The sequence below is a fragment of the Pontibacillus sp. ALD_SL1 genome, assembly GCF_017355605.1.
Genome location: NZ_CP062974.1, coordinates 179,162 through 204,768, shown reverse-complemented (window position 1 = coordinate 204,768; position 25,607 = coordinate 179,162). Strand labels below are relative to the sequence as shown.

Here is a 25,607-nt window from a genome sequence, read left to right as displayed (position 1 = left end):
ATGACACAACTAAAAAAATGGATGAAACCGGCAATTGTACTCATCCTATTTGGTATAGCCGCTTATATTGTTCGATTTGAGTTCAATTTAGGGAAAGATGAAATAAGTGCCTTTGTAAAGTCTTTCGGATGGTGGTCACCTTTTATATTCTTCCTCATTTATGCGCTCGGCCCCATCGTCTTCTTCCCTACATCGATTCTATCGTTAGTGGCAGGGTTCGTGTACGGAGTGTGGCCTGGCTTTCTCTATATTCTATTAGGAGCAACCGGGGCTGCAGCGACCGGATACGTGATGGGGCGTTTCTTTGGGGATTCACTCGTCAAAGTACAAAACTTCTCATGGTCTGAAGAGTTATTTGCAAAAATCGATCAAAACGGATTTCTATACGTTCTCATTCTTCGCCTTACTCCAATCGTTGGATTCGATCTCTTAAGTTATGTAGCAGGAATTACCCGGGTTAAATTCCGATCCTTCATTCTGGCATCCATGATCGGGATGTTTCCAGGAACGCTTCTTTACAGCTATTTAGGAGCAAGTCTTGGTACCGGAAATATAAAACAAATTATGTTAGCTATCTCTCTTCTTCTTGCGCTAATGGCCATCACCTTTCTATTTCGGGAACGGATTAAAAGGTGGCTTGGCTTCACAGGATAGAGAGCGCAGGAGGTGTAAACATGCTTGACACACATGCTAGAAAATATGTTCAACCTTCAATTGAGCACACATCGAAGTGGTTAACCAAATTAGGTTTAACTGCCAATCAAGTCACTACAATCGCGTTTATCATTGGTATTGCCTCAGGCGGGATCTACGCCCTTGGTTTCCCTATACTTGCTGTTATTGCACTTTGGCTTTCTGGCTTTTTAGATGCTGTAGACGGTACGATGGCCAGAATGACAAAGCCTTCTTCATTCGGAACAGTAATGGATATCACATTTGACCGAATCGTTGAAATCAGCATTATTTTAGGTGTAGCCTACCTTCACCCTGAAGTCATGTGGCCCCTCCTTCTCTTAAGTGTCTCGATTATCTTCTCGATGACAATCTTTCTTACTGTAGGGGCTGTGTCTGAGAAACAAGGAATTAAATCTTTTTACTACCAAGCGGGAGTGGCAGAGCGTACAGAAGGTTTCATTTTCTTCAGCGTGATGATGCTATTCCCTTCAATCCTGATGTGGACAACACTCGCTTTCTTCGCTGTTGAAGTCTTCACAGCTATGCAACGCTTTTTAGAAGCCAAACGAATCTTGTCATAGAAAGGGGAAATGTAATGATGAAACAGTACGACTTAATCATAATAGGTGGCGGGGCAGGCGGCCTTACCGTCGCTTCAGGAGCCGCTTCTTTAGGTGCAGAAGTAGCATTAATCGAAAAACGAGAAGACTTAGGAGGCGACTGCCTTCACTTCGGATGCGTTCCTTCTAAATCTCTCATTGAAGCCGCAAACGAAATTCATCACGCACGGAGTGTTTCCAAATACGGCTTACACGCATCAGGTGAAGTAGATTTAAAGGCCATCAATCAACGCGTTAAGGAATCCATTTCTCATATACAAGAGCACGACAGTATCGAACGCTTCGAAGAATTAGGCATCGATGTCTACATCGGGGGAGCATCGTTTCGAAATGATCATGAAGTCGAAATCGAGAACCATGACGATCCCATCTTTGGAAAGCGCATCGTAATCGCAACAGGCTCAAGGCCTAACGTCCCTCCCATTGAAGGGTTGAAAGACACAGGATACCTGACAAATGAAACCGTCTTTGACCTAGAACATTTACCGAAGAAAATGGTCTTTATCGGCGGAGGTCCGATCGGTCTTGAGATTGCACAAGCTTATGCCCGCTTAGGCTCTGAAGTGACAGTTCTCGAAGCCGGACCAGGTGTACTCGGCAAGGAAGACCAAGATATTCAACAGAAAGCTCAAGAGATTCTGGAGCGAGAACTAACGATTATCACTAATGCAAATGTAGAGAAAACATCTCGATCGGGTGAGCAGAATTACGTTCACTATTCGGTTAACAACGAAGAACACAAGCTCGAGGCGGATCAAATCTTCCTTGCGACAGGACGTAAACCAAATACAGACTCTCTAAAACTGGAGCAAGCTGGTGTTGAAATGAATGAGCGTGGATTTGTGAATGTCGATGAAACCCTTCGCACAAATGTTGGTCACATCTTTGCTATTGGAGACGTGAACGGCACACCACCATTCACTCATGTTGCGGGATACGAAGGAAAAACTGTTGTGCAAAATGCTATTTTCGGCCTGAGCCGGAAAGCTTCGTATGATTTAATCCCATGGAACACATACATTACACCTGAAGTGTTCCACCTTGGCTTAACCCAAAAAGAAGCACAAGAAAAACATGATGGAGTCCTTCTCTACCATACAGACTTAGCTGATGTTGACCGCTTCGTTGCGGATCATAAAACAGAAGGATTTATAAAAATTATTACGGATACAAAAGGGCATATTTTAGGAGCACACGCAATAGGAAAAGGTGCTGGTGACTGGATGCAAGTTGCTATTCTGGCTGTTGAAAAAGGGATGAAAATCGGAGAACTTTCAAGTATGATTTATCCTTATCCAAATCACACAGCAGCCATTGAAAGATCCAGCAACGAATACTGGAGAAGCAAATTGTTTAGTGGAGTAGTCCCATCCATTACCGAGAAGTATATTAAGTGGTTCAGATAAATAAGAAGAGCTGCAGATGGTTACACATCGAGCAGCTCTTTTGATGTTTTCTATATCGTTTAAACCATTTGTAAAAGGGAATTTATCGAAAAGAGTGTAATGTTCTTACACCTTGTTACTCGTATTACCTTGCGAAAAGATCACAATAAAGGAGGAACTGAATCATGGCAGAACAAAAATTTCATGTAACCACAAACTCCAAAGGTATGAAAACTGAAATTAAAGCAGATGAGCACACGTTTGTTATAGACGAACCCCCAAAAATGGGAGGTACAAATGAAGGAGCTGATCCTCTTTCAACCCTTCTTGGCTCCTTAGCAGGTTGCGAAACTGTTGTGGCAAACATGGTTGCGAAAGAAATCAACTTCGATTTAGAAAGCATTGAATTTAATATTGATGGCTCTCTTGATCCCCGCGGATTAATGGGAGATGAAAACGTTAGACCTTATTTCCAAACGGTTACCGTTCATGCATTGGTTCACACTAGCGAAACTCAAGAACGAATCAATGAACTTCAACGTATTACGGATAAACGCTGCCCGGTTTACACGACCTTAGAAGCCGCTGGCGTTGAACTAACACCTAAATGGGAAAAAGCCTAAAATAACTCAGGAAGCCGCCTTTTTAAGGCGGCTTTTTTTGTATGAAATCATCACCCTTCCACCTTCTCTAGGCAAACGTCCATTTTTAATGAATTAGCGGAAGAACCCAACCAATTATGGGTCATCTGCATATTGTAGTAGAGAAGTCAGATCTTGAAGGAGGGATTCAAATGAGTGAAGGATACGGCACAGGATTCGCGCTCGTCGTGGTTCTTTTCATCCTACTGATCATCGTAGGAGCATCGCAATTTGGAGGACACGGTGGCTACGGTTACTAAGTCTAATGAAGAATGAATGAATCTCTTAAGATCACAAAGGAGGAAGATGTTATGTACGGTTATGGTGGATACGGTTGTTGTTACGGTGGCGGCTACGGCGGTGGCTACGGAGGAACATTCACACTTATCGTTGTACTATTCATCCTACTAATCATCGTAGGCGCAACAGCATTTAGGTATTAAGAAAAGCGCAGGGGGCTTGGTCAAAGGCGTACGGATAAGTAAGCTACTGTAAGTCTGCGCAGCAGACTGGAGGTAGATTGCTTATCGCGCTAGCCTTTAGCCCCCGGAGCTAGATCCAATGAAAAGCGCAGGCGGGGTGGTCAGGGCCGTACGGATAAGCAAGCTACTGTAAGTCTGCGCAGCAGACTGAAAGTAGATTGCTTATCGCGCTAGGCCCTCCCCGCCGGAGCTGGATCAAATGAAAAGCGCAGGCGACTGTTCAGCCCCGTACGCATAAGCAAGCTGGCGGAAGTTCGCGCAGCGAACTGTAGTCAGATTGCTTATGACGCTAGGGGCTAGGAGCTGGAGCTGGATCTAAGAAAAGCGCAGGGGGCTTGCCCTGTAAAAGGAGGAAGTTCGACTAAGACCGCCACGTCAATAGCCAACGTCGAACGACCCCACGTCGTGTGGGGCCGGATAAGCAATCTACTGGAGGTCTGCATAGCAGACTGGAAGTAGATTGCTTATCACGCTAGGCCCTAGCCCCCGGAGCTAGATTCAATGAAAAGCGCAGGGGGGCTTGCCCTGTGAAAAGAGGAAGTTCGACTAAGATCGCTACGTCAATAGCCAACGTCGAACAACCCCACGTCGCGTGGGGCCCGCATAAGCAAGCTACTAGATTTAAAAAGAAACAACTACAAAAATAAGAGGTCATCCCCAAAAGGATGACCTCTTATCTATATAACCCTAATACTCAACTTTCCCTAATAAATAAGCCACCAACAAGCCACCAATAAACGTAATCAAGCAAAGAATTAGATCACCCGGCATACCCGGAAAGACAACAAAAACAGATCCAATCACAAGCCCGATTACGGTTGCGTACGTATGAGATGGGAAACGTTTAAACAAATAACGGATTGCCTTACTACTTATTAGAAGACCTACCGCTACACCGGCTCCAATTAGAGCGATGCGTCCGATTTGAAGCTGAGATATAGCTTGTATAGCCGTTTCATAAACTCCCACTAAAAGTAAAAGGAAAGATCCACTGATACCTGGTAAAATCATAGCCATACTTGCCATCCACCCTGAGAAGAATAACGCGATCATTTGCCCGGTGGACAAGCTCCCTTCCCATGCTTCTGGCTCTCCTGTCTCAAGAAATGCCATAGACGCGACGAGCGCAGCAAAAACAAGCAGGAACACCATGTGACTCCCTTTAAAGTTTTCTTTATAATTAGCTTGATGTAATAGGAAAGGAATAACTCCGATAATTAGTCCAAGAAAAAAGTAAAGCGTCGCTTGTTCGTGGTGTTCAAACAAGTACTCGATCAATTTACTCAGCGAAACAATCGAGATCCCCACCCCAATACCCAAGGGGATGAGGAAACCTATATACTTCTTCCAATCTTTACTAAAGACACCCGAAATCGCCTCAATCAATCGGTCGTAAATCCCCAATAGGACAGCAATCGTTCCCCCACTTACACCTGGGACCACGTCGCTTGCTCCCATCAACATTCCTCTATAAATGTTTCTCCACTCCATAAATCTCTATCTCCTTTAAATCACAGGTTCCTTTTGACAATGCTTGGCCAATTCAGAAGCAATGTCTCGTATTACGTTAAGGTCTACTTCATGATACCCCTCATCTTTAATTCCATCAATTATATAAACAGCAAACTTCCAAATATCCTCAATAATTTCACCTTCATTTACAAGAGCTGTTTTATATAATGCTTCTAACACTCCGTTCATGACAGAAACATCATTTTTCCCATATAAACGAATTTGGTAAAAGCTCTTATAAAGATATTCACTATAAGGCTTAGGCTTGAGTACAATTCTTAAATTTTCCTCATTATCTGTATAATAACGAAATGGTTTGTATTTATGTCCTAATTCAGCTAGTAAAGACCCGATTCGGTTAATGCAATTAATGGCCGTATGAGGGTCATTTATTCCAGGAGATATAGCTCTAAGAGCAATCTCCACTAATTTTTGTATCGAAAACTCAATATCCTGTAGACTCGTTCGTTCCTTCCCTACAATCATACAATTCAAACCAGCACTTTCATTTATGTCCGCTTTTTCGTTTGTCCGATAAGAAAATAAAGGGATTCCCTTCTCTACGTAATCGCCAACCTGTACATGCATCCAAGCCGTTATGTTGTTTTGCTTTGCCCATTGTATAAATGCTTTAAACTCAATATGCTGCAAATAGCCAGAACGCTCAACATAAACCACTCGATTAAGGTTAGATTGAACTTGTTCTACTTCTTTTTGGTCCCACTCCTGAAAAACATCATACTGCTTCTCAGAGAAAGTCCTCCCAATTACATCATATGTTTCATGTTGGATTTTACCTATTAAATTATTCACCTGCACCCAGCGAGTCGAGTGATGAATAAATACAACAAAGAACCCAAGTGTCGTAATGGCCACTAGAACGGTAAGGAACGGACTAGCCAGAAGACGTTCTTTATCTTTTGTGAGGAGGAGTAAGTTGCATAGCGTATAAATAAAACCAAACACATAAACACCTAATACGTGCTGTGTTGTCCTGTCACTCATAAAATCTTGTAACGTTCTTGGAGAGAACTGCTGTGAGTACGTCGTTAATACAACCATGATGGAAGAGAAGCTAATGGTCGTCATCGTTAAGATGGATGTAATAAGAGCTGTATAGAGGGACATCGCTACACTTCGATTGGTTAGAAATATAGATGGAATAACTTTGGCAAAATCCTCAACGAAAAACAGGTCAGCTAACGCTGTTACCCCAACTGCTATAATCGACAATATACTGTACACACTTGGGAGGAACCAATAACTATTTCGTATACGTAACCACCACGCTGTATTTCTCATATGTAAACCCCTTTCTATTACCTAGAATATATGGAACTGGAGCCCTAAAAAAATCCCCCTGTATCTATCTTTGAACAGGGGGACATAAATTTATCCTAATGCAACATCTAAGGTCATCATAACGGCAAAGCCGATCAGAAGACTAATAGAAGCGATCTCAGTATTCCCTTTTTCCTGCGAGCCTGGAATAATCTCTTTTGCAACAACAAAAATCATCGCTCCGGCCGCAAAGCTTAATGCATATGGAAGAAGGGGTTCAATGTAAATAACCGCCGTTGCACCAATTAAAGCGCTTATTGGTTCAACCATACCAGAGAATTGGCCAAAGAAAAAGCTCTTCTTACGTGACATCCCTTCCCGGCGTAGCGGCATAGATACGGCAACGCCCTCTGGAAAATTCTGAATTCCAATCCCAATACCAAGCGCAATAGCTCCAGCTAGAGCAGCTTCTGAGAAGGAAGAAGCTAGTGCACCAAAGGCCACACCAACTGCTAACCCTTCGGGAATATTGTGAAGCGTCATCGAAAAGACTAGTAAGGTCGTTCGTCGTTTAGTGTCATTCGTATCGATATCATGCAAGTATGGATTATTCTTAAACATTGGCAACAATTTATCTACTAATAGTAAGAAGAATCCACCTAGCAGGAATCCAACAACTGCAGGTAACCACTGGGGAACTGGCTGGTCTGATGCCATCTCTATTGCCGGTGCAAGTAAAGACCAATAACTGGCTGCAATCATAACACCTCCGGCAAAGGCAAGCATACTGTCCATAAATTTCTGATTCGTGCCTTTTGAGAAGAAAACAAGGGCCGCGCCGGCCGCTGTCATCCCCCACGTGAATAATGTAGCAATTAAGGCTTGCATTACAGGGGCCATTGATTTAAATCCTTCATATATAGTTTCAAATGCTGTAATCATGTCTTTGTCACCTCTTTTTATTACTATTTCCTGTCGTTTTTTGCGCATACGCAAATTTTATTGTCGAATTCATTTTATATGGTTTTATAAAAGACCGTCAACGTATAGGAATTAACGTTCTCAAATAAAAAAGCAGCTACGAGGACAAAGGCCCAAGCGCTGCTTTCAAAAGTACCGTAAATTTTTGCTGCTTGATCATCACCATCAACAGACCCATACTTCTAGAAAGAAGTATGGGTCTTGATTTACTTACATCGCCTTACAATCGTCGCTTCTTTATCCGGTTCTATACCAACACGCATGTCTGTGTCTTCTCTTTCCTCAAACCATTTCCTCGTATCTTCTATGGTTTCTTCTAGCTTTCGGAACGTGAGTCCCTTTTCTCTAGCCTTCTTGTTCGAAGCAAGAATAAACCCGTGAGGATGATCTTCTGAGACCGGGATCCACAGTGGCAAGTCAGAGGAGGGTTTAGCATCGTTATCTAATAGGCACTGATCACTAATCCACTGATCTTCTGCATTAGGATTTTGCTTAATTAGAGCATCTACAAATTTCTTCATTGTTAATTCTTCATCATATCCAACCGCATTGTATGTGCCGGTTTCCTCCTGTTCAGCCATTTGGATGATCCATTTTGAAAGATCACGTGCATCAATCCACTGTATAGGACGATCTTGCTTACCTGGAACGAGCACTTCTCCTCCGCGACCAAAACGCATAACCCAATACGTAAAACGATCGGTCGGATCATGAGGGCCTACGATGATACCAGGTCGTATGTTAAGAACCCTACCCGGCATAACCTCTTCAAGCTTCTTCTCGGCTAAAGCTTTCAACGGACCATAGGTTTTGGCATTCACTTCTTCAGTTGTTTCATCCTCTAGTTGTCCAACGGGATAGGTTTCGTCTACGTATTTCTCGTGGAAATCTCTGTACGCTGAGATCGATGAAATAAAAATGTACCGCTTTACCGAATCTTTCAGTAATTCAGCAGCTGCCGTGGCCTGACTTGGTGTGTATCCTGAAGCATCAATGACTACATCCCATTCCCGGTCCTTTAATGCCTCTAAATCATCCGAACGGTCCCCTTTTAGCTTTTCAACATCGGGGAATAAATCCTGATTCGTACGACCGCGATTAAACAACGTCACCTCATGACCGTGTTCTAATGCAGCTTCTGTTAGATGGCGACCAACAAAAACCGTGCCACCTAGAATTAATATGCGCATATAAGCGCCTCCTTTAAATGATAATCAGAATATGTAAAAGGTTTTCCTTTCCCTTATACATTCGAAACGCACCAGTTGAATTCCTCTTTCATTGAATGTGCTCGAGGGGTTAAACAAAAAAAGATCTCGGGGATCATAACTCCGAGATCTTTACGTTCTTGCCTCACCGTCCAGGTCATACTTGTCTTGTAAAGACGGTGGTGCCATCTTTACAATCTGTTGAAGAACAAAGGTGAAAATCGTGACATCGTCAAGAACCCCGAAAAATACAAGGAAATCAGGGATAATGTCAAAAGGAATGACAATATATAAGATTAAAAAGCCCACAGACAGAACTTTTTTCTGAATGGGGACTTGCCGGGTCGTAAAGAACTCCCACAAGAATGGAACAGATTTACGAACATTAAACAGAAAGCGTAATCTTCTCCAAATCTTACGCATACCTTCACCCACATTTCATTCATAATATTATTAGGCTCCTAGTATAACTTTACCCGCTATACGCTCTTATGTATCACTTTTCAAAAGAAAAAATGCATGCCTGGTTCATCAGCATGCATTCGAATATAAACTATTAGCATATAATGTTGTGCTTGTAATGACGTTATAGCTCGTTTCCTCATCATTAAAGTTGGCATAAGCTATAAAAATAAAAATGGCCGTCAGAATAATTAAAGCCAATATGAGAAAAATCACCTTCCATAGCAACGTAATGCTTTTCTCATTACTCTTTTTCACTGCCATATTCATCGCCCCTTCCACCCCTTAGAATGCACCGAAACCCTAAAAATACTCATCCTTCACCCGATTAAAGGGTGTCAGACACCCTTTAATACGGTGATCCACTACAAGAGCGATGGGTGTCTGGCACGCTTTGTCACTGTGAAGTATTTAAGAGCATATCCACATGCGGTATGCCGTCTTCAAGGTAGACCTGACTAATATTGTTGAAGCCAAGTGATGTGTAGAAGTCATTTAAGTAGTGTTGGGCTTGAATTTTGATGGCTGGTTCTCCCCACACTTGAATAATGGTATGTAACGCTTTTTCTAGCAATAATTGAGCATGTCCTTCGCCTCTTCTTGATTCTTTTACGAAAATTCGTCCAATCGATGCTTCTTTATACTTAATACCAGAAGGAAATAGTCGACAATAGGCTACAATCTCTCCACCGTCCTCAAGCCACAGATGCTCTGCTTGATCATCATCTCCATCTACCTCCGGATAGGGACAGTTTTGTTCTACTACAAATACTTGAACCCGCTCCTTGAATATATCGTGCAATTCCCTTTTGCTTAGCTCTTCATACGATTTTAGCTTCCACTCCATGCAAGAAATCCCCCTCGAAACCGTTTATTTTATTATAAGGAATAGCTTTAGTCTAAAAAAGAATGAATTGTTAGTGAAATAGTTTTATGGGGGTACAGCAAGGGGAAAGAGGGTACTTAGAAGGAGGACCGATCGACTCATGAAAATCATCCCACCAGGAATCCGAAAATATTTAGAAATGTCACAGAGATTAAGAAAACATGAGCTAAAACTCACTTTATGGTTCACCCCTGCTATTTACATCTTAGGCTCATTTTTCTTTGCAGCAGTCATCTTATTAATCGATTTAAACGTTCAATTAGGTAATTGGGTGCCTAAATTCTTACAATCAAAAGCTTCTGTTTCAAGAATGCTAATTACAACGTTAATTGGAGGCATTTTAACCCTAAGCGCCTACACGTTAAACTCCATACTTGTTGTCTTAACAACATTTAGCGGGCAATTCTCACCAAGGATGTTACTTAACTTCGTCTCAGATAAACGTACCCAGCATGTCCTTGGAATCTTCAATGGGTGTTTTGTTTATGTATTGACGCTGTTTATTTTTATTACGAATTATGAAGATCAAACATTCGTGGCTATCCCTTTAGTGACAACCATTGTTGCATTATTTGCTGCAGTCACCTTTATTTATTTTATTAATCACGCTACAACGTGGATGCAAGTTCACAACATTTCTTTCAATATGCAATCGATCTCTAAACAAATCCTCAATCAGTCGATTAAACAAGAAATGTCCCCCTACCGAAGTACCGATACGCTGTATCATGAACAAGAGGCTAAGAAAAAACCTGATCATCCAGAGAAAATCTACACGAAACAGTCTGGGTACATCCAGCTTATCAACTTCGATCAAATTATTGATCAAGCACAGAAAGATGGGATTGTCGTTCAGTTAGAAGCAAGTGTTGGTACATTTTTATTAGAAGGAAATCCAATCTTGTCTTACTGGAGTGGAAATGGGGAACCTATAGACATTAATCAAGATTTATACTTAGGCATGTTAGAGGTAGGACAAAAACAAACTGAAATACAAGATGTGGAGCACGGGCTTAACAAGTTATCGGAAATTGCCATTAAAGCTCTTGGCAATAACGATCCAAAGACAGTAAGCAATGTGATTCATCAATTAGGTGAGTTACTTCTAACCATTTCAAGAATGATGAACATCCCTACGTACCTCGTCGACAACGAGAAACAACTGAGGTTGATTATACCAGGCGAGAGCTTTGAGTTTTATTTATATAAAGGGTATGGTTACATTCGCCACTATGCCGAAGGGAATATCCAAATTATCACTGAGATTCTACGTGTGATGAATTTATTAGCTAAATCCGTTGACAGTGAACACCACACAACCTTGTGGGAGTTTGCCTGTAACACCGTTTACGGTTTCCAATCTCTTCACATTTATGAACTAGACCAGCACTACCTTCTAGAAACCCTTAAAGATTTAAGTGAAACCACTGGTCATAAAGAAAAATACGAAAGCATTCGTGAACAAATCATTGAAGCAGATCAACCAACAGCAGACCCTTATAAAAACCAACAAAAAGCTGCCCAATATGAATAACGGGCAGCTTTTTTCTAATCAATGACTTTACCACATTAACGCAAAGCAGGGTGCCAGGCACCCTGCACTACTCTAAAGCGTCATAGGGTGTCTGGCACCCTTCACTTCTATAAAGGAGTAACGCGGGTTATTCTTCTTCTGAGTCTTCAGGGTGGGACCAGGAGCTGTTTCGTTCGTTCTTCTTCGGATCCCAGTCCTCTTCTTCATTTGTTTCAACAATCCCTAAGGATACATCAGATATATCATCATTATTAAGCAGACGATCCCAAACTTTAAATTTAATATCATCCGCTTCTGCTAACGATAGCCCCTTCTCTAATTCAAGCATGGCTTCCACGTGATACGTCCTGCCTTCTTTCACAATACGCATCCTTCTTATATCAACTACTTGTTTATGTTGTAATATAGAATCCGCTACATCACGCTCAACATCGCGAGGCGCAGCCACCCCTATTAAACCGATCATGTTCTCATACCCAACACGAAATGCTACAGCAAACATCAATAGTCCGATTAGAAGGGTCACTACTCCATCAAGAATCGCAAAGTTTGTAAACGTCGTAATGGTAACCGCAATTAGAGCAAGCAAGGCGCCTGTTACAGCAACTATGTCTTCAAAAAAGACGAGTCGAGTGGGCGGTGAGGCTTGAGGAAGATTTTGAACCGCTTGTGATGGGATCTTCCAACCTGAAGCTTCTTCTTTCGCCTCTTTGTTGATTTCCTTCATCGCTTTAATCAAAATCCAGCCATCAATCGCAATGTTCAAAAGAAGAATCCCTGCATTCAGCCAGAAGCTTCCTGATTCTTTCGGGTGCTGAATTAAGTGCCACCCTTCTTTTACCGACTCATAGCCTAATATCGTAACGATAATAACAGCAATCATTACAAAGATATTAATAACCCTACCAAAGCCCGTTGGAAAACGAGAGGTCGGCTCTTTCTTAGCTAACACGCTCCCTGCAAATACAAACCCCTGGTTCACAGAGTCTGCAGTAGAATGGAGAGTAGACGCAAGCATTGCTCCACTTCCACTCACAAAAGCCCCTATCGCTTTTGCTATTGCAATAATAAAGTTGCCTGTGGCCGCGTATGCTGCCGATTTATTCCCTTTTTTAATTAAATCAATCCATGATTGGGATGCCATACCCCATACCTCCTGACTTACAAATGCTTATGCTATTATTAGTATCCCGAAATCTGTACATTTCATGAATGGAACTAAAAAAGCCAGTCCCCTATTACAGATAGGGGACTGACCTTTAACATTCATTTTCCATTATCATGAACGCTCTCCATTGGGCTTCGAAACAGCAAGCACCCACCAAATCAGTAATGGTTGGAACAAGAGGCGAACAAAGAGAAGCGTGCTATTTGCTTCATCTGAACCTGGTGCTGGAATACCAGCGATGGCAGCATAAATATTTGCCGGAAAAATAAGCACCAAGTAAATGGCTGTCCAAATTCCAGCTTGTCTACGAGTCGAAGGGATAAGTAATAGAATGGCCAAAATCCATTCAACAACACCTGTAGCATAAATAATCATATTTCGATAAGGAATGATGTCCGGAATCATAGCCGCGAATCCTTCAACTTGAGTAAAGTGCACAACCCCCGCAACGATAAAAAACAAACTAAATAGGATAAGGCCAATCATTTTTAAAATTGACTTCACGATCAGAACTCCTTTCTCATCTACCTTGTATCTTACTTGATTGACTGTACACCATCAAAGCATGACTCTTTGCTTATTTTATAAAGCATCATCTCTATTCAAACAAAAAAAGCACCAGACATCCTTTAACTAAGTAAAGGGTGTCTGGCACCATTTAGTTCTGTGCAGAGATAAAGGATCGGAAGTTTGTGAGAAGAGTATCGGCACTCTCTTCGACCATAACCATGTCACGGTTGTCTTTCTTTAAGAATTTCTGTTCGACCATATGATCGAACAAGGAAATCAAAGGTGTGTAATATTGGTTCGTGTTCAAAATCCCAAATGGCTTCTGGTGAATTCCAATTTGAGCCCAAGTGTATACCTCAAAAAACTCCTCAAGAGTCCCAGCTCCACCTGGCAAGGTGATAAACGCATCAGATAACTCCGCCATCTTCGCCTTCCTTTCGTGCATGGAATCCACAACGTACAGTTCTGTAAGACTGGCGTGGGCAATTTCTCGCTCTACTAGTTTCTTTGGAATCACACCGATCGCTTCGCCACCTTCAGCAAGCACTGTGTCCGCAACAGCACCCATTAGACCGACGCTTGAACCTCCGTAAACAAGGGTAATACCTTGTTGGGCAAGGAGACTCCCCAAACGTACTGCATCCTCTTTATATGCAGCAGAGGCGCCTTCACTTGATCCACAAAACACAGCAATCCTTTCCATCCAATCACCTCGATATTTTATAAGTATGAAATTACTAAAAGTATAGAGGATTTTTCAAATGAATAAAAGCAGGGAAATGTAAAGATACATAAATGACTCCAGGAGGCGATCACAATGTTCCCAGAATATTTACGAGAACTTGGTAACAAGCGCATTGAACCTTATCAAACAGAGGGGTTCGTTCCCGGCAAAGGTCCTAAGTATCCAGATATTATGGTAATCGGAGAAGCACCCGGAAGAAATGAAGTCAAAGAAGGTGTCCCTTTTATTGGCCAGGCTGGCGAGAAACTCACTGAGTTCTTTGAACATATTGGGGTAGACCGAGACGAGTTATATATCACAAGCGTAGTGAGGAGTCGCCCTTACAAGGTTGTAGAAACGACAGATCGAAAAGGGAATCCCATAACCAAGACGCCGAACAGGACCCCCAATCAAAAAGAAATACTCGCTCACGCACCTCTTCTCGATTATCAAATCGATGAAATGAAACCAAAAATTCTCGTCACACTCGGAAATATTGCTTTAAGACGCTTAATCGGGAAAGACTACAAAATCTCTGACGTGCATGGAAAAGTTTTAAATCAACCGATTTATAAATGGTCAGGTGAAGAAGATGAATCCTATGAGCTCACAGAAGAAACCTACACAATTTTTCCCATGTATCATCCAGCAGCTGTTCTCTATAATGGCTCATTAAAAGACACGATCTATCAGGATTTCGAGCACCTGAAACAACTCTTAAACGACTAGCCCACTTTAGTGAAGTAAAGGGTGTCAGACACCCTTTACTTCACTAAAGAAAGTTTATTACTAAGAAAAAATAGTTGACTTTAGCACTTTTAAGCGTTTAAGATATAAAGCAAGCAACCGTACGAATGAAGTATAAAAGCTTCGATGGATTTGAAGTAGTAACTCTTTCCCTGTTTCAGAGAACTGGTGGTCGCTGCGAACCAGTACATAAAGACGTTACGAATTACGTTTCCTTAGCTTTGATGTGATGTGCACCGCATCAACGGGTCTGTTCCGTTATCAACGATGAAGAGATAATCTCTTACGAATAGAGATTATAATCAGGGTGGTACCGCGAATGAATTCGTTCGTCCCTGCTGGCATATAAGCTAGCAGGTTTTTTTATCCCTAAAAACTTTAACACTTAAAAGCGTTTAAGCGTTAAGGAGTTACCTCTAGTTCTTCAACACTTTAGAGGTAAGAAGTGTATCTGACACCCTCTGGTGCAGTAAAGCGCTAAATGGTGTCTGACACCCTGTCTTGCTGTAATAGATTAAAGAATTTGAGGTCTGGCGGGTTGTGGGTTGGACGATGGGGAGTCGAGGGGCTACAATAGGTGTAAGGAGGAGAGGATGATGAGGAAATTCGGTGTTGTTCTAGTTTATTTAGCCGTATTTGCAAGCGGAATGATGTTTGCTTTACTATTCTTCACTCCGTCTCAGCGCAAAGCGCGCATTCGTTCTACACCTCACACTGTTCAAGCCCCTACAATTCAAACAGAACCAAGTCACAAAGAGACAGAGTTAGTTGAGTTTGCAGAGGAAGAAGAGTTTAAGAGCTTAGAAGAGAAAGATGAGTTAGTAGAGGCAAGTTCAGAACAGAGAGATCCGTTCGAAGAGACGAGAGAAAGCATTAGAGATGAGATGAGATCGGTAGTTGAGATGAGCGATATTGGACGCTCCCTTAACCCGCAACCCATTAAAGGCAATCAAAATGCCAAAGGGGAAAAAATCTATCACATGCCTGGCGGACAGTATTACAGCCGCGTGAAGGCTATTGAAGTTTTTGAAACCCCTTCAGAAGCAGAAGCAGCAGGATATCGAAAATCCAGACGTTAAAGGTTTGCTTCCATAGGTAGCAAACCTTTTTCTTTTTGCTTAAAAATAACCGCCATTTTTCTACAAAATATCCCCTTTCCATAGTCCCATCTAACCTAGGTCAAAATGGTTATTTTTACAAAAGTTAGAATATTATAATTTATTTCCTTCCCTCTTTCGTGTACGATTCAAGTAACCATATTGAGGAGGGGTTGTCATGGAGAACATGTATCTGATTCCTTACCAAACGGAAGATGTATTTGAAAGCACATCAATGATCCCAGAAGGCGTACGCATGATTGAAGCACCTGCTATCTGGGAGCAAACATCCAAAGGAAAAGGTAGCGTTGTGGCCGTTATAGATACAGGGTGTCAGCTTGATCATCCTAATCTACAAGGGCAAATTATTGGCGGACGTAACTTCACAACAGATTACGAAGGTGATGAAACCAACTACGCTGATAATAATGGCCATGGGACCCACGTGGCGGGCACAATTGCCGCTTCTGAAACGACCACGGGAGTAGTAGGTGTCGCTCCCGCTAGCCAACTCCTTGTTCTAAAAGTCTTGACCGGATCAGGACGTGGGAATTATGACTGGATAATCGACGCCATTAACTTTGCAACAAACTGGGAAGGTCCAGACGGTGAACGTGTCCGAGTCATGTCCATGTCGCTTGGAGGCCCAACAGATGTACCAGAGCTACATGAAGCAATTAAAACAGCTGTCGAAGCAGGAATTTCTGTCGTTTGTGCGGCAGGAAATGAAGGTGATGGTCGGGAGGATACGAATGAATATGCCTACCCGGGAGCTTATAATGAGGTCATACAAGTAGGTGCCTCGGATTTCAATCGAAATATCGCTGACTTTACCAATACAAATGATGAAATAGATCTTGTAGCTCCTGGCGTTAACATCCTTTCCACTTATACAGAAGGTCGTTATGCTCGCTTATCAGGTACTTCCATGGCTACTCCGCACGTATCAGGTGCTTTGGCGCTGCTCATTCACCTCGCTGAAAAGCAATTAAATCGAAAGCTTTCAGAAGCGGAAGTTTATGCTCAACTAATCAAGCGTACCGCTCCAATCGGAAGTTCACCACAAGCTCAAGGAAATGGATTCCTCACACTTGGTTTAGTTCATAAGCTTGAGAACCTTTTAAACCTCTATACCATCGACTGGAGTGATATGGTCAAACGAAACACTGACAAAGTAGAAGTATAAAAAAGACTTGTCCCTATTCCCTGGGACAAGTCTTATCCTTACATTTTCTCTGTCATATGAGTTAATCGATCTGCTGAAGCCGCTACTGTTGCGGAAGCTTGATCCATTTCTTTAATATTTTCGAGCAAGTGCTTCGTCTCCTGATTAATACGTTCGTTATGTTGAACAGTCTCCCTCATATACGTAAGAATTGTTACGAAGGAGTCTGTCGTTTCTTTCATACTTCCTTTCCCCAATTCAACAAAAGAACGAATAGAGTCAATCGACTCTGTAACATGAGAGCTCTGCTGATTCACATCTTTAATAAGATCTGCTACGGTTGATGTTGATTGCTTCGTCTGTTCTGAGAGTTTACGAATTTCTTCCGCTACTACCGCAAATCCTTTTCCATATTCTCCTGCACGAGCTGATTCAATCGATGCATTCAAAGCAAGTAGATTCGTTTGTTCAGCAATCCCGCTCACAATATCAATGACTTCAGTAATCCGCTTAGAAACTTCCCTTAACCCTTGGGCATTCTCTGTAATTCGTTCCATCCCTTGTTCCATACTATCCATATTTTCATTCTGATATTCTACCTGGCGCTTACCTTCTTCAGAGGCATGCTCAGATTTTTTGGCCAATTCAGTGCCCTGGTTCGCCATCTCTTTAACATTTTGTGATTGAGACGTTAGCTCTGTAATCGACGAGCTTGTTTCCTGTGAAGTACCTGCTAGTTCCAGTGCTACATCTCGGACTTTACGATGCAGTTCGTCCGCTTGAGCTTGCTGCTCGTGTCGGATCCGCTTATGCTCTTGTTCATAAGCCTCAATGACTAGTTGTTGTTCAAAATTCAACATCTTCGTCAAAGTTTGAATCGCTTCAGTGAAATGTGAAGGTTGCTGGATTTTTACACGTAAGATATCAAATAATGAATTTAACAAACTTTGAAACGCACCAACATACCACTTTGTTTCTAACCCAACCCGTACATGAGCATAAGCAATACGATAACGCTTCTCAAGAAAACCTTGATCTATTCGACCATCAAACAGCTCTTCTATATGTTTCTTTAATGTTGTTTTCAAACGTCCTAGCGTACTATGATCTTCAATAATCTCCATCAAGTTGGGCTGTTTGGTAATATTGGCATAAAACTGTTCTGTAATCTCATCAATATGCTCGCGAATGGTTGGCTCTAAAGACCTCATAACCTTTAAGTCTCTCTCGGTTAAACCAATGACCTCAAGCTGTTTCTTTATTTCCTCTGGAACCTCAAGATGAACTTCCAAACTCTCTAGGTTATTTTCCTCCTTTTGACGCTTTTTCCCTTTAGTCAATAAACTAAGTAATGGCATAAATATTCTTCTCCCCCTGTAACATAAAAGCCACATTATATATACATGTCTATCTTATATTTCGTCAGCTAGGAGATATTTGTTAAGGAAGAATAAAGAAAGTACCACATTAAAAAAACGAAATGATTTAAAAACACATCAATTACCGTTAAAATAAAGAAAACACCTAAGAGTGGAAGGGGAATAAACAGATGAGAAAAAAAGTTCTTACAATTGCAGGATCAGATAGTAGCGGAGGAGCTGGAATCCAGGCTGATTTGAAGACATTTCACCAGCACGGGGTATACGGCATCTCTTCTTTAACAACTATTGTGGCAATGGACCCGGAGAATGGATGGGCTCATAACGTATTTCCAATGGAGCTTAATACAGTGAAAGAACAGTTAAAGACCGCAACGTCTTTAGGAATAGATGCAGTAAAAACTGGTATGCTAGGTTCACCTGGTATCATTGAACATGCAGCAGAGGTTGTAGAGCAAAACGGAATCACTGATGTTGTTATTGACCCTGTTATGGTTTGCAAAGGTACAGATGATGTCCTCCATCCAGAGAATCTCACAAGCCTTCGTGAATCTCTTGTTCCTCGTGCCAAAGTAACAACACCTAACCTCTTTGAAGCTGCCAAACTTGCAGGACTTCGTCGAATTGAAACAGTAGAAGAACTAGAAGGTGCAGCGAAAACTATTCACGAACTAGGTGCACAAAACGTTTTAATCAAAGCCGGAACGCTTGTAGACGAAACAAAAGCAACCGATCTTTTATATGATGGACAAGACTTCCACTACATCCAAACCGATCAGTTTGATACAGGAAACGTACACGGCGCAGGTTGTTCCTACGCAGCAGCAATTACCGCTGAACTTGCAAACGGCAAAGAAGTATTAGAAGCCATCAAATCCGCGAAAGCCTTTATCACAGCAGCAGTAAAAGAAGGCTTCCCTCTTAACGAATATGTAGGCCCTGTTTATCAAAAAGGGGACTCTAGTGTTGTTGAAGTTTCCGTCACAACAAAATAATGGTACTAAAAAAGAGCTTGAATGGTGATTCAAGCTCTTTTTCTATTTGTTCTCCATTTGATTCAGACTCTTCCATATAAGCCTCACTATATGGAAGAGTCGAAGTTGAGGTATATAAGCTGAAGGGGGCCGTTATGTTTGATGAGTGGTTGGGATTGCTCGGGGACAACTCGCTTTCCTGCGGGGAGCTGGGAAGCGAGTGGTTTCCAGGCCCACCTTACACTCAAATAAAGCAAACGGAAACATTCCCTCAACTTCGAGTCTTCCATATTAATCCCCATTCTTGAATATACATATTAAAAAACGCATGCAGCCTCAATCTGAGACCACATGCGTTATCGTTATTTATTCAACGGTTACACTCTTCGCTAGGTTACGCGGCTTATCCACGTCACAGTCACGGTGAAGGGCTGCGTAGTATGAAATCAACTGCATTGGAACAACTGATACTAGAGGTGTTAAGAGTTCGTGCACCTGTGGAATGACAAATGCGTCGTTCTCTTGGTCTAACCCCTTCATACTAATAACGCAAGGCTTCGCACCACGGGCAGCTACTTCTTTCACGTTACCTCTAATGGAATAGTTTACATTCTCTTGTGTTGCGAGCGCCACAACCGGTGTTCCTTCTTCAATAAGGGCTATTGTGCCGTGCTTCAGTTCGCCGCCTGCGAATCCTTCCGCTTGAATATAAGATATTTCTTTTAGTTTTAATGCGCCTTCTAAACCAACATAGTAGTCTTGGCTACGTCCGATAAAGAAGCAGTTTCTTGTTGTTGATAAATAATCAGCAGCAATTTGTTCAAGCTCTTCTTTTTGGTCACAAAGAGCTTCCATTGCGTTCGCTGCAATACCTAATTCTTTCATAGGGTTAAACTCTAGCTCAATTCCTTTTGCTTTGGCTGTATCAACAGCTAGAATCGCTAGGACAGCCATCTGAGCTGTGTAAGCTTTCGTAGAAGCTACAGCAATCTCAGGTCCTGCATGTAAGTGTAGCGTGTAATCCGCTTCACGAGAAAGGGTAGAACCAGGTACATTCGTAATCGTAAGGGCCGGATGTCCTTTTGCCTTCGTTTCAACAAGAACCGCACGACTGTCAGCTGTCTCTCCACTTTGAGAGATGTAGACAAATAGCGGCTTCTCAGAAAGAAGAGGCATGTTATAGGAGAATTCACTAGCTACGTGAACCTCTACTGGCACTTTTGCTAGTTTCTCAATGAACTGCTTTCCGATTAAGCCAGCATGATAACTTGTTCCACAAGCAATAATGTACACACGGTCACAGTCCATCATAGCCTGACGAACGTCTGGGTCTAATTTAATTTCATCATTTTCATTTTGATATTCTTGGATAATTTTACGAATCACAAATGGTTGTTCATCAATCTCTTTTAGCATGAAGTGTGGGTAGGTACCCTTTTCAATATCACTTGCGTCGAGTTCAGCTGTAAATGGTTCACGGTTCACTTGTGTACCATCTAATTTCTGAATCTCTACTTCATTACGACGTACAAGTACGATTTCTTTGTCTTCTAATTCAACAAATTGATCGGTTACCTTCAACATTGCTAATGAGTCACTTGATACAACATTAAAGCCTTCTCCTAAACCTACAAGAAGAGGACTCTTATTCTTAGCCACGTAAATGACGTCAGGATTCTCAGCATCAATAATACCAACAGCATATGAACCTTTTAATAAAGAAATCGCTTTGCGGAACGCCTCTTGAACATCGCCCATTTCATTATAAAGGTTCTCAACAAGTTGCACGATAATCTCCGTGTCCGTTTCGCTGTTCATCTCTACATCAGCCAAGTATTCGCGCTGAACATCTTCGTAGTTTTCGATTACACCGTTATGAACAATAGTGAAGCGGCCAGACGCGCTTTGGTGTGGGTGAGCGTTCTCAAAGCTTGGCGCGCCATGAGTTGCCCAGCGGGTATGACCAATCCCCATTGTTGCTTCGATATCTTTCTTCTCAACTTCTGAACGAAGAGCAGCAATACGTCCCTTTACTTTCGTAACATGAACACCTTCGTCATTTAACTCTGCAATACCAGCTGAGTCATAACCACGGTATTCAAGTTTTTCTAAGCCTTGTAATAAAATTTCTGTTGTATCTTGTGTTCCAATATATCCTACAATTCCACACATATCGTTGTTTCCTCCTTAAAATAAGGGGCAAATCAACGTTCCGATGGTTCGGGGCTTGATCTGCCCCTTCCTCATGAATTTTATCTTACAATCACCTTGCTTCGATTCTTTGTGCAAAGGGTCACCCCTTTGTTTTAGAATAAAAGCTTACGATTGTGGTGAATCCAACCGGGAGGCATCCGCCGATACTCGATGAACCTCCTCCTCGTCAACTACCTTCTTTCCGAACGGAAGATAGTCCAGGCGCTTTAGTCATACGAAAATATAACTCAACTTCTTACGTTTCACAAACATGCCTTAATGTATGAAAGCATACTTAATGGTAGTATCCTTTATGAATACGCTTTAAACATGGAATGTGAATTTACGCGGAACAAATTTCATTCTACTCTATTTCTTCTTATAAGGTCAACATCTGATGCATTACATGTTTGTTACAATAGTTAATCTGTTCCATATAAAATATGCGCAGTGACACATAGTGTGCCACCTGCGCATTTTCTTTAGGCTTCCTTCATACCTAGTTCAGCTTGAACGACTTGGACCACTTGATTTACGTATTTCTCACAATCTTCTTCAGTCGGTGCCTCAACCATGACACGGACAAGCGGCTCTGTTCCAGAAGGACGGACAAGAACACGACCTTCATCTCCCATAGCTTCTTCAACCGCTTCAATTTCTGAAGTAATGCGAGGGTTAGTCATTACTTTCTTCTTATCAATAACACGTACGTTCTTTAACACTTGCGGGTATTTCTGCATTTCAGCAGCTAATTCTGATAACGATTTTCCAGTTTCTTTCAATACATTTACTAATTGTAACGCTGAGAGCAACCCATCTCCTGTTGTGTTGTAATCCAAGAAGATAATATGTCCAGACTGTTCTCCGCCAAGACTGTAATCGCCACGACGCATTTCTTCTAACACATAGCGATCGCCTACATTTGTCTTATCACTCTTCATACCATTCGCTTCTACAGCCTTATAGAAGCCAATATTACTCATAACAGTTGAAACAACAGTATTGTGACGAAGGCGACCTTGCTCATTTAAATACTTAGCGCAGATGAACATGATTTGATCGCCATCAACGATTTCACCTTTCTCATCCACGGCAATTAAACGATCTCCATCGCCGTCAAACGCTAATCCAATGTGAGCTCCCTTTTCTTTCACAAAGGATTGTAGTGCTTCTGGGCTTGTAGAGCCAACATCATCGTTAATATTCAAGCCATCTGGAGATGATCCCATTGTTGAAAGTTCTGCTTCTAAATCCGCAAAGATATGCGGGGCAACAGAGGATGTTGCACCATGTGCGCAATCTAAAGCAACGTGTACCCCATCAAAATCGTAATCAATGGTTTGCTTCAAATATTGCATGTATTTTTGACCACCTTCGAAGTAGTCGTTCACAACACCTACATCAGCTCCACTAGGTCTTGGGAGTTCATCTGTTTCTTGGTCCATTAGTGCTTCTATTTCATTCTCTTGTTCATCTGTTAATTTAAATCCATCAGGACCAAAGAATTTAATACCATTATCTTCAACAGGGTTATGAGAAGCAGAGATCATAACTCCCGCTTCAGCTCCCATGGATTTTGTTAAATAGGCTACACCTGGAGTTGGAAGAACTCCAAGTCGCATAACCTCTGCACCGATTGACATTAATCCTGCTGTTAAAGCGTTCTCAAGTAGTTGACCAGAAATCCGTGGATCACGGCCTACTAATATTTTTGGCTTTGGTGTGTCTTTCGTTAACACATAGCCTCCGTATCTTCCTACTTTAAATGCTAGCTCTGGTGTTAATTCCTGATTGGCTACGCCACGCACACCATCTGTACCAAAATATTTTCCCATTATCAATCGCTCCTTCATTCTAGGCAAATGAGGTAGTTACTACTCTATACGAATTAGAGCTTCATCATTACTTGTTTGCCATTCAATACTTTCAGGTCCATTTACTTGAACGGGTACATTTGCTTCGCCATTGACGAGCTGTTCAACGTCGATAAATACTTCGAAATCTTCCTTCGTAATATTCTCTAATTCTCGCTTTGTACCTATTAACGTCAAGTCGATGACCTGCTGTTCTGGTGTAATAAAAGTTAGGTCTTTACCTGCATCCAGGTTTTCTACATTAATCTCTACATTGCTAATCGTTTTTTCTGTTATTTGCTCTACATTGACTTTTGCTTCAATCGTTTTTGGCTTGATTGTTTCGATTCCCTCTGGCAAAGGAAGGTCTACCTCAATTGTGGTGTCCTCTTTAAGATCCGTTATATCCACTTCTATATCGGCAAAAGCACTAACCCCTTTTAAGGCATCTTGTGAACCATATACAGCTACTTGATCTGGTAAGGGTTCAATTGATACCAGCCGATACCCTTCGGCAAGGTCCCCTTCAGCCTTTAACGCAACGGGGACTTCTTTACTTGGAGGCAATATAGGTACAGTTACTCTGACCGTACTTGGTTCTACGACGACATTTAGTTCATTACCTTGTTCATCATAAACCTTCACAGGTGACTCTTTCTTTGTAATATCACTCTCAGCATTCTGCACATCAACAATGGCTTTCACTAGAGATACTTTTGAAACTTCTGTTTCTGAGCCTATGACATCTACCTGATTAGGCGTCACTTCTGGTGTGCCTAGTTGGTAGCCCTCTTTCATTGTGTCACGGTGTATGTAATCCGCGCCAACCTGGAACTCTTTTGAAGATCGCTTCTCTAAAACCACAGTAACTTCCTGAGGATCTACAGAAACAGATAACTGATTAGAGATACCTTGAGTTTGTATAGGAACCGTTTGAGAGCCAAGTTCAAGCCCTTCTAAATCGATAAAAGCTTCGAACGTCTTTTGCATAACAGTTCTAGTCACTATAGAATTCGGTCCCTCTACGGTAACAGTGACGCTCGATGGCACTTCTTTCACTACATATTTTTCCTCATTCATTTTTACTTGTAAAGGGATATTATTCATTGCTGCAATTTTATCATTGCCTTCAAGAAAGATAGAATCCGAACTCGTTTGCCCGTCATCAAGGTTTATTGAGGCATACAAGAGGAGTGCTAATATTAAAGAAATCGCTCGAATGAACCACGGACTTCTTAACCACTTATCCATCTTTTTTCCCCCTCCAATCCCAATTCTTTGAGCTAGGAGCTTTCGTCGCTCGTTCTAATTCTCTTTCTAAAATATCTCGAAGAGCTTGTTCATCTAATCCCCGATGCAATTCTCCATTCCGCGTACAGGAAATTCCTCCTGTTTCTTCGGAGACTACGATTGTAAGGGCATCTGTGACTTCACTGATTCCCATAGCAGCACGGTGCCTCGTCCCTAATTCTTTTGATATAAATGGGCTTTCAGATAGAGGCAGGTAACATGCAGCAGCCATAACCTCATCTTGCTTAATAATAACCGCTCCATCATGAAGAGGGGTATTAGGGATGAAGATATTTGTTAACAGTTCACTCGATAACATTCCTCTAATTGGAATGCCGGTTTCAACATAATCTCCCATGCCTGTCTCTCGTTCAATCGTAATAAGAGCGCCAATCCGACGTTTGGCCATATAATTACATGACTTTATAATCGCCTCTACTGTTTGTTTCATCGAATCTTCTTCACTACTCGAATTTCTGGCAAAGAAACTACCTCTCCCTAGCTGCTCTAACGCTCTTCTGAGCTCAGGTTGGAATAAGATAATTACGCCTAGAAAACCCCATGTCATCGCTTTGGACATTAACCACATTAACGTACTAAGTTGAAGGAAGTAGCTAACAAGCCATATTCCAAGTACTACAAAAATTCCTTTCAACAACTGAACCGCTTTTGTACCACGGATTAACATGATTAATTTATACAAAACAAACCAGACAAGGGCAACATCAATAATAATTCGAATGTACTTTAATCCATCTAATTGAACATTCAATCCCCCATCAAGCATGTGTACACTTCCTTTTATCCTTGAATTCAACTATCGAATTAATCTTATGTATC

The 25,607-nt window shown here is 41.7% G+C and carries 26 protein-coding genes and 1 other annotated feature; of the genes, 11 read left to right on the top strand and 15 right to left on the bottom strand.

Translation table 11 applies throughout. The features are described 5' to 3' along the window. From IMZ31_RS01170 to IMZ31_RS01145, 6 genes are all read left to right on the top strand, one after another. Positions 1-654: a TVP38/TMEM64 family protein gene (locus IMZ31_RS01170; protein WP_207528871.1), complete on the top strand. Its 654-nt coding sequence runs from the start codon at positions 1-3 to the stop codon at positions 652-654. Positions 655-674: 20 nt separating this feature from the next. Then, positions 675-1,256 (top strand): CDP-alcohol phosphatidyltransferase family protein, encoded by a 582-nt coding sequence (locus tag IMZ31_RS01165; protein ID WP_207528870.1) that lies wholly within the window; start codon positions 675-677, stop codon positions 1,254-1,256. 14 nt (positions 1,257-1,270) lie between these two features. Further along, positions 1,271-2,701 (top strand): dihydrolipoyl dehydrogenase family protein, encoded by a 1,431-nt coding sequence (locus IMZ31_RS01160; RefSeq protein WP_242705617.1) that lies wholly within the window; start codon positions 1,271-1,273, stop codon positions 2,699-2,701. A gap of 164 nt (positions 2,702-2,865) precedes the next feature. Further along, a complete protein-coding gene (locus tag IMZ31_RS01155; RefSeq protein ID WP_207528869.1) occupies positions 2,866-3,303 on the top strand; it encodes an OsmC family protein in 438 nt (145 codons plus the stop codon). A 170-nt stretch (positions 3,304-3,473) separates the two neighbouring features. Continuing rightward, positions 3,474-3,581 (top strand): YjcZ family sporulation protein, encoded by a 108-nt coding sequence (locus tag IMZ31_RS01150; RefSeq protein ID WP_084599696.1) that lies wholly within the window; start codon positions 3,474-3,476, stop codon positions 3,579-3,581. Between the two features lie 51 nt (positions 3,582-3,632). Beyond that, positions 3,633-3,764 carry a YjcZ family sporulation protein gene (locus IMZ31_RS01145; protein ID WP_084599704.1) on the top strand — a complete coding sequence of 44 codons (132 nt, stop codon included), beginning with the start codon at positions 3,633-3,635 and terminating at the stop codon, positions 3,762-3,764. 726 nt (positions 3,765-4,490) lie between these two features. On the opposite strand, the gene IMZ31_RS01140 is transcribed toward IMZ31_RS01145, so the two are convergent. The 7 genes from IMZ31_RS01140 to IMZ31_RS01110 form a co-directional block, all read right to left on the bottom strand. Continuing rightward, positions 4,491-5,294, bottom strand: coding sequence for a DUF368 domain-containing protein (locus IMZ31_RS01140; protein ID WP_207528868.1), 804 nt, complete (start codon positions 5,292-5,294; stop codon positions 4,491-4,493). Positions 5,295-5,309: 15 nt separating this feature from the next. After that, a complete protein-coding gene (locus tag IMZ31_RS01135; RefSeq protein ID WP_207528867.1) occupies positions 5,310-6,617 on the bottom strand; it encodes a DUF2254 domain-containing protein in 1,308 nt (435 codons plus the stop codon). A gap of 90 nt (positions 6,618-6,707) precedes the next feature. After that, a complete protein-coding gene (locus IMZ31_RS01130; RefSeq protein WP_371825492.1) occupies positions 6,708-7,517 on the bottom strand; it encodes a ZIP family metal transporter in 810 nt (269 codons plus the stop codon). A 266-nt stretch (positions 7,518-7,783) separates the two neighbouring features. After that, positions 7,784-8,767 carry an NAD-dependent epimerase/dehydratase family protein gene (locus IMZ31_RS01125; protein WP_207528865.1) on the bottom strand — a complete coding sequence of 328 codons (984 nt, stop codon included), beginning with the start codon at positions 8,765-8,767 and terminating at the stop codon, positions 7,784-7,786. 150 nt (positions 8,768-8,917) lie between these two features. After that, the gene (locus IMZ31_RS01120; protein ID WP_207528864.1) at positions 8,918-9,208 is read right to left on the bottom strand and encodes a YkvA family protein; all 291 of its coding nucleotides are present in this window, start codon (positions 9,206-9,208) and stop codon (positions 8,918-8,920) included. 108 nt (positions 9,209-9,316) lie between these two features. Then, entirely contained in the window at positions 9,317-9,511 is a 195-nt protein-coding gene (locus IMZ31_RS01115; RefSeq protein WP_207528863.1) for a hypothetical protein, read from the bottom strand. A 133-nt stretch (positions 9,512-9,644) separates the two neighbouring features. Continuing rightward, positions 9,645-10,094 (bottom strand): GNAT family N-acetyltransferase, encoded by a 450-nt coding sequence (locus IMZ31_RS01110; protein WP_207528862.1) that lies wholly within the window; start codon positions 10,092-10,094, stop codon positions 9,645-9,647. 139 nt (positions 10,095-10,233) lie between these two features. On the opposite strand from IMZ31_RS01110, the gene IMZ31_RS01105 reads away from it, so the two are divergent. After that, entirely contained in the window at positions 10,234-11,667 is a 1,434-nt protein-coding gene (locus IMZ31_RS01105; protein WP_207528861.1) for a DUF2254 domain-containing protein, read from the top strand. A gap of 127 nt (positions 11,668-11,794) precedes the next feature. Here the strand turns inward: IMZ31_RS01105 and IMZ31_RS01100 are convergent, their stop codons facing one another. From IMZ31_RS01100 to IMZ31_RS01090, 3 genes are all read right to left on the bottom strand, one after another. Then, positions 11,795-12,811 (bottom strand): cation diffusion facilitator family transporter, encoded by a 1,017-nt coding sequence (locus IMZ31_RS01100; protein ID WP_207528860.1) that lies wholly within the window; start codon positions 12,809-12,811, stop codon positions 11,795-11,797. 135 nt (positions 12,812-12,946) lie between these two features. Then, positions 12,947-13,339 (bottom strand): DoxX family protein, encoded by a 393-nt coding sequence (locus IMZ31_RS01095; RefSeq protein ID WP_242705616.1) that lies wholly within the window; start codon positions 13,337-13,339, stop codon positions 12,947-12,949. A 154-nt stretch (positions 13,340-13,493) separates the two neighbouring features. Beyond that, a complete protein-coding gene (locus IMZ31_RS01090; protein ID WP_207528859.1) occupies positions 13,494-14,048 on the bottom strand; it encodes an LOG family protein in 555 nt (184 codons plus the stop codon). Positions 14,049-14,162: 114 nt separating this feature from the next. On the opposite strand from IMZ31_RS01090, the gene IMZ31_RS01085 reads away from it, so the two are divergent. The 3 genes from IMZ31_RS01085 to IMZ31_RS01075 all read left to right on the top strand — a co-directional run bounded on the left by IMZ31_RS01085 (position 14,163) and on the right by IMZ31_RS01075 (position 17,099). Then, a complete protein-coding gene (locus tag IMZ31_RS01085) occupies positions 14,163-14,798 on the top strand; it encodes a uracil-DNA glycosylase (protein ID WP_207528858.1) in 636 nt (211 codons plus the stop codon). Between the two features lie 132 nt (positions 14,799-14,930). After that, positions 14,931-15,156: a binding site (T-box leader), on the top strand. 256 nt (positions 15,157-15,412) lie between these two features. Next, on the top strand, positions 15,413-15,895 hold the full coding sequence (locus tag IMZ31_RS01080) for a sunset domain-containing protein (RefSeq protein WP_207528857.1): 483 nt from the start codon (positions 15,413-15,415) through the stop codon (positions 15,893-15,895). A gap of 196 nt (positions 15,896-16,091) precedes the next feature. Further along, on the top strand, positions 16,092-17,099 hold the full coding sequence (locus IMZ31_RS01075) for a S8 family peptidase (RefSeq protein WP_207528856.1): 1,008 nt from the start codon (positions 16,092-16,094) through the stop codon (positions 17,097-17,099). 38 nt (positions 17,100-17,137) lie between these two features. Here IMZ31_RS01075 and IMZ31_RS01070 read toward each other — a convergent pair whose 3' ends face one another. Continuing rightward, entirely contained in the window at positions 17,138-18,436 is a 1,299-nt protein-coding gene (locus tag IMZ31_RS01070) for a globin-coupled sensor protein (protein ID WP_207528855.1), read from the bottom strand. Positions 18,437-18,627: 191 nt separating this feature from the next. Here IMZ31_RS01070 and thiD point away from each other — a divergent pair, with 191 nt between their 5' ends. Further along, positions 18,628-19,452, top strand: a complete 825-nt coding sequence (gene thiD, locus IMZ31_RS01065) for a bifunctional hydroxymethylpyrimidine kinase/phosphomethylpyrimidine kinase (protein WP_207528854.1) — start codon at positions 18,628-18,630, stop codon at positions 19,450-19,452. A 345-nt stretch (positions 19,453-19,797) separates the two neighbouring features. On the opposite strand, the gene glmS is transcribed toward thiD, so the two are convergent. From glmS to cdaA, 4 genes are all read right to left on the bottom strand, one after another. Further along, complete coding sequence (glmS, locus tag IMZ31_RS01060; protein ID WP_207528853.1) at positions 19,798-21,603, bottom strand: glutamine--fructose-6-phosphate transaminase (isomerizing); 1,806 nt, start codon at positions 21,601-21,603, stop codon at positions 19,798-19,800. A 503-nt stretch (positions 21,604-22,106) separates the two neighbouring features. Then, positions 22,107-23,459: a phosphoglucosamine mutase gene (gene glmM / locus IMZ31_RS01055; protein WP_207528852.1), complete on the bottom strand. Its 1,353-nt coding sequence runs from the start codon at positions 23,457-23,459 to the stop codon at positions 22,107-22,109. A gap of 39 nt (positions 23,460-23,498) precedes the next feature. After that, a complete protein-coding gene (locus IMZ31_RS01050) occupies positions 23,499-24,728 on the bottom strand; it encodes a CdaR family protein (RefSeq protein WP_207528851.1) in 1,230 nt (409 codons plus the stop codon). Beyond that, positions 24,721-25,554, bottom strand: a complete 834-nt coding sequence (gene cdaA / locus IMZ31_RS01045) for a diadenylate cyclase CdaA (protein WP_207528850.1) — start codon at positions 25,552-25,554, stop codon at positions 24,721-24,723. Before cdaA ends, IMZ31_RS01050 begins: the two co-directional genes overlap by 8 nt. Positions 25,555-25,607: the final 53 nt, after the last annotated feature.

What these genes read in the sequence shown, in the direction of transcription:
- glmM (WP_207528852.1), bottom strand. Translation starts at nt 23,459, where the DNA reads ATGGGAAAATATTTTGGTACAGATGGTGTGCGTGGCGTAGCCAATCAG.
- thiD (WP_207528854.1), top strand. Translation starts at nt 18,628, where the DNA reads ATGAGAAAAAAAGTTCTTACAATTGCAGGATCAGATAGTAGCGGAGGA.
- IMZ31_RS01150 (WP_084599696.1), top strand. Translation starts at nt 3,474, where the DNA reads ATGAGTGAAGGATACGGCACAGGATTCGCGCTCGTCGTGGTTCTTTTC.
- IMZ31_RS01075 (WP_207528856.1), top strand. Translation starts at nt 16,092, where the DNA reads ATGGAGAACATGTATCTGATTCCTTACCAAACGGAAGATGTATTTGAA.
- IMZ31_RS01090 (WP_207528859.1), bottom strand. Translation starts at nt 14,048, where the DNA reads ATGGAAAGGATTGCTGTGTTTTGTGGATCAAGTGAAGGCGCCTCTGCT.
- IMZ31_RS01140 (WP_207528868.1), bottom strand. Translation starts at nt 5,294, where the DNA reads ATGGAGTGGAGAAACATTTATAGAGGAATGTTGATGGGAGCAAGCGAC.
- IMZ31_RS01080 (WP_207528857.1), top strand. Translation starts at nt 15,413, where the DNA reads ATGAGGAAATTCGGTGTTGTTCTAGTTTATTTAGCCGTATTTGCAAGC.
- IMZ31_RS01115 (WP_207528863.1), bottom strand. Translation starts at nt 9,511, where the DNA reads ATGGCAGTGAAAAAGAGTAATGAGAAAAGCATTACGTTGCTATGGAAG.
- IMZ31_RS01145 (WP_084599704.1), top strand. Translation starts at nt 3,633, where the DNA reads ATGTACGGTTATGGTGGATACGGTTGTTGTTACGGTGGCGGCTACGGC.
- IMZ31_RS01110 (WP_207528862.1), bottom strand. Translation starts at nt 10,094, where the DNA reads ATGGAGTGGAAGCTAAAATCGTATGAAGAGCTAAGCAAAAGGGAATTG.
- IMZ31_RS01100 (WP_207528860.1), bottom strand. Translation starts at nt 12,811, where the DNA reads ATGGCATCCCAATCATGGATTGATTTAATTAAAAAAGGGAATAAATCG.
- IMZ31_RS01105 (WP_207528861.1), top strand. Translation starts at nt 10,234, where the DNA reads ATGAAAATCATCCCACCAGGAATCCGAAAATATTTAGAAATGTCACAG.
- IMZ31_RS01160 (WP_242705617.1), top strand. Translation starts at nt 1,271, where the DNA reads ATGATGAAACAGTACGACTTAATCATAATAGGTGGCGGGGCAGGCGGC.
- IMZ31_RS01050 (WP_207528851.1), bottom strand. Translation starts at nt 24,728, where the DNA reads ATGGATAAGTGGTTAAGAAGTCCGTGGTTCATTCGAGCGATTTCTTTA.
- IMZ31_RS01120 (WP_207528864.1), bottom strand. Translation starts at nt 9,208, where the DNA reads ATGCGTAAGATTTGGAGAAGATTACGCTTTCTGTTTAATGTTCGTAAA.
- IMZ31_RS01165 (WP_207528870.1), top strand. Translation starts at nt 675, where the DNA reads ATGCTTGACACACATGCTAGAAAATATGTTCAACCTTCAATTGAGCAC.
- IMZ31_RS01170 (WP_207528871.1), top strand. Translation starts at nt 1, where the DNA reads ATGACACAACTAAAAAAATGGATGAAACCGGCAATTGTACTCATCCTA.
- IMZ31_RS01125 (WP_207528865.1), bottom strand. Translation starts at nt 8,767, where the DNA reads ATGCGCATATTAATTCTAGGTGGCACGGTTTTTGTTGGTCGCCATCTA.
- cdaA (WP_207528850.1), bottom strand. Translation starts at nt 25,554, where the DNA reads ATGCTTGATGGGGGATTGAATGTTCAATTAGATGGATTAAAGTACATT.
- IMZ31_RS01085 (WP_207528858.1), top strand. Translation starts at nt 14,163, where the DNA reads ATGTTCCCAGAATATTTACGAGAACTTGGTAACAAGCGCATTGAACCT.
- glmS (WP_207528853.1), bottom strand. Translation starts at nt 21,603, where the DNA reads ATGTGTGGAATTGTAGGATATATTGGAACACAAGATACAACAGAAATT.
- IMZ31_RS01155 (WP_207528869.1), top strand. Translation starts at nt 2,866, where the DNA reads ATGGCAGAACAAAAATTTCATGTAACCACAAACTCCAAAGGTATGAAA.
- IMZ31_RS01070 (WP_207528855.1), bottom strand. Translation starts at nt 18,436, where the DNA reads ATGCCATTACTTAGTTTATTGACTAAAGGGAAAAAGCGTCAAAAGGAG.
- IMZ31_RS01135 (WP_207528867.1), bottom strand. Translation starts at nt 6,617, where the DNA reads ATGAGAAATACAGCGTGGTGGTTACGTATACGAAATAGTTATTGGTTC.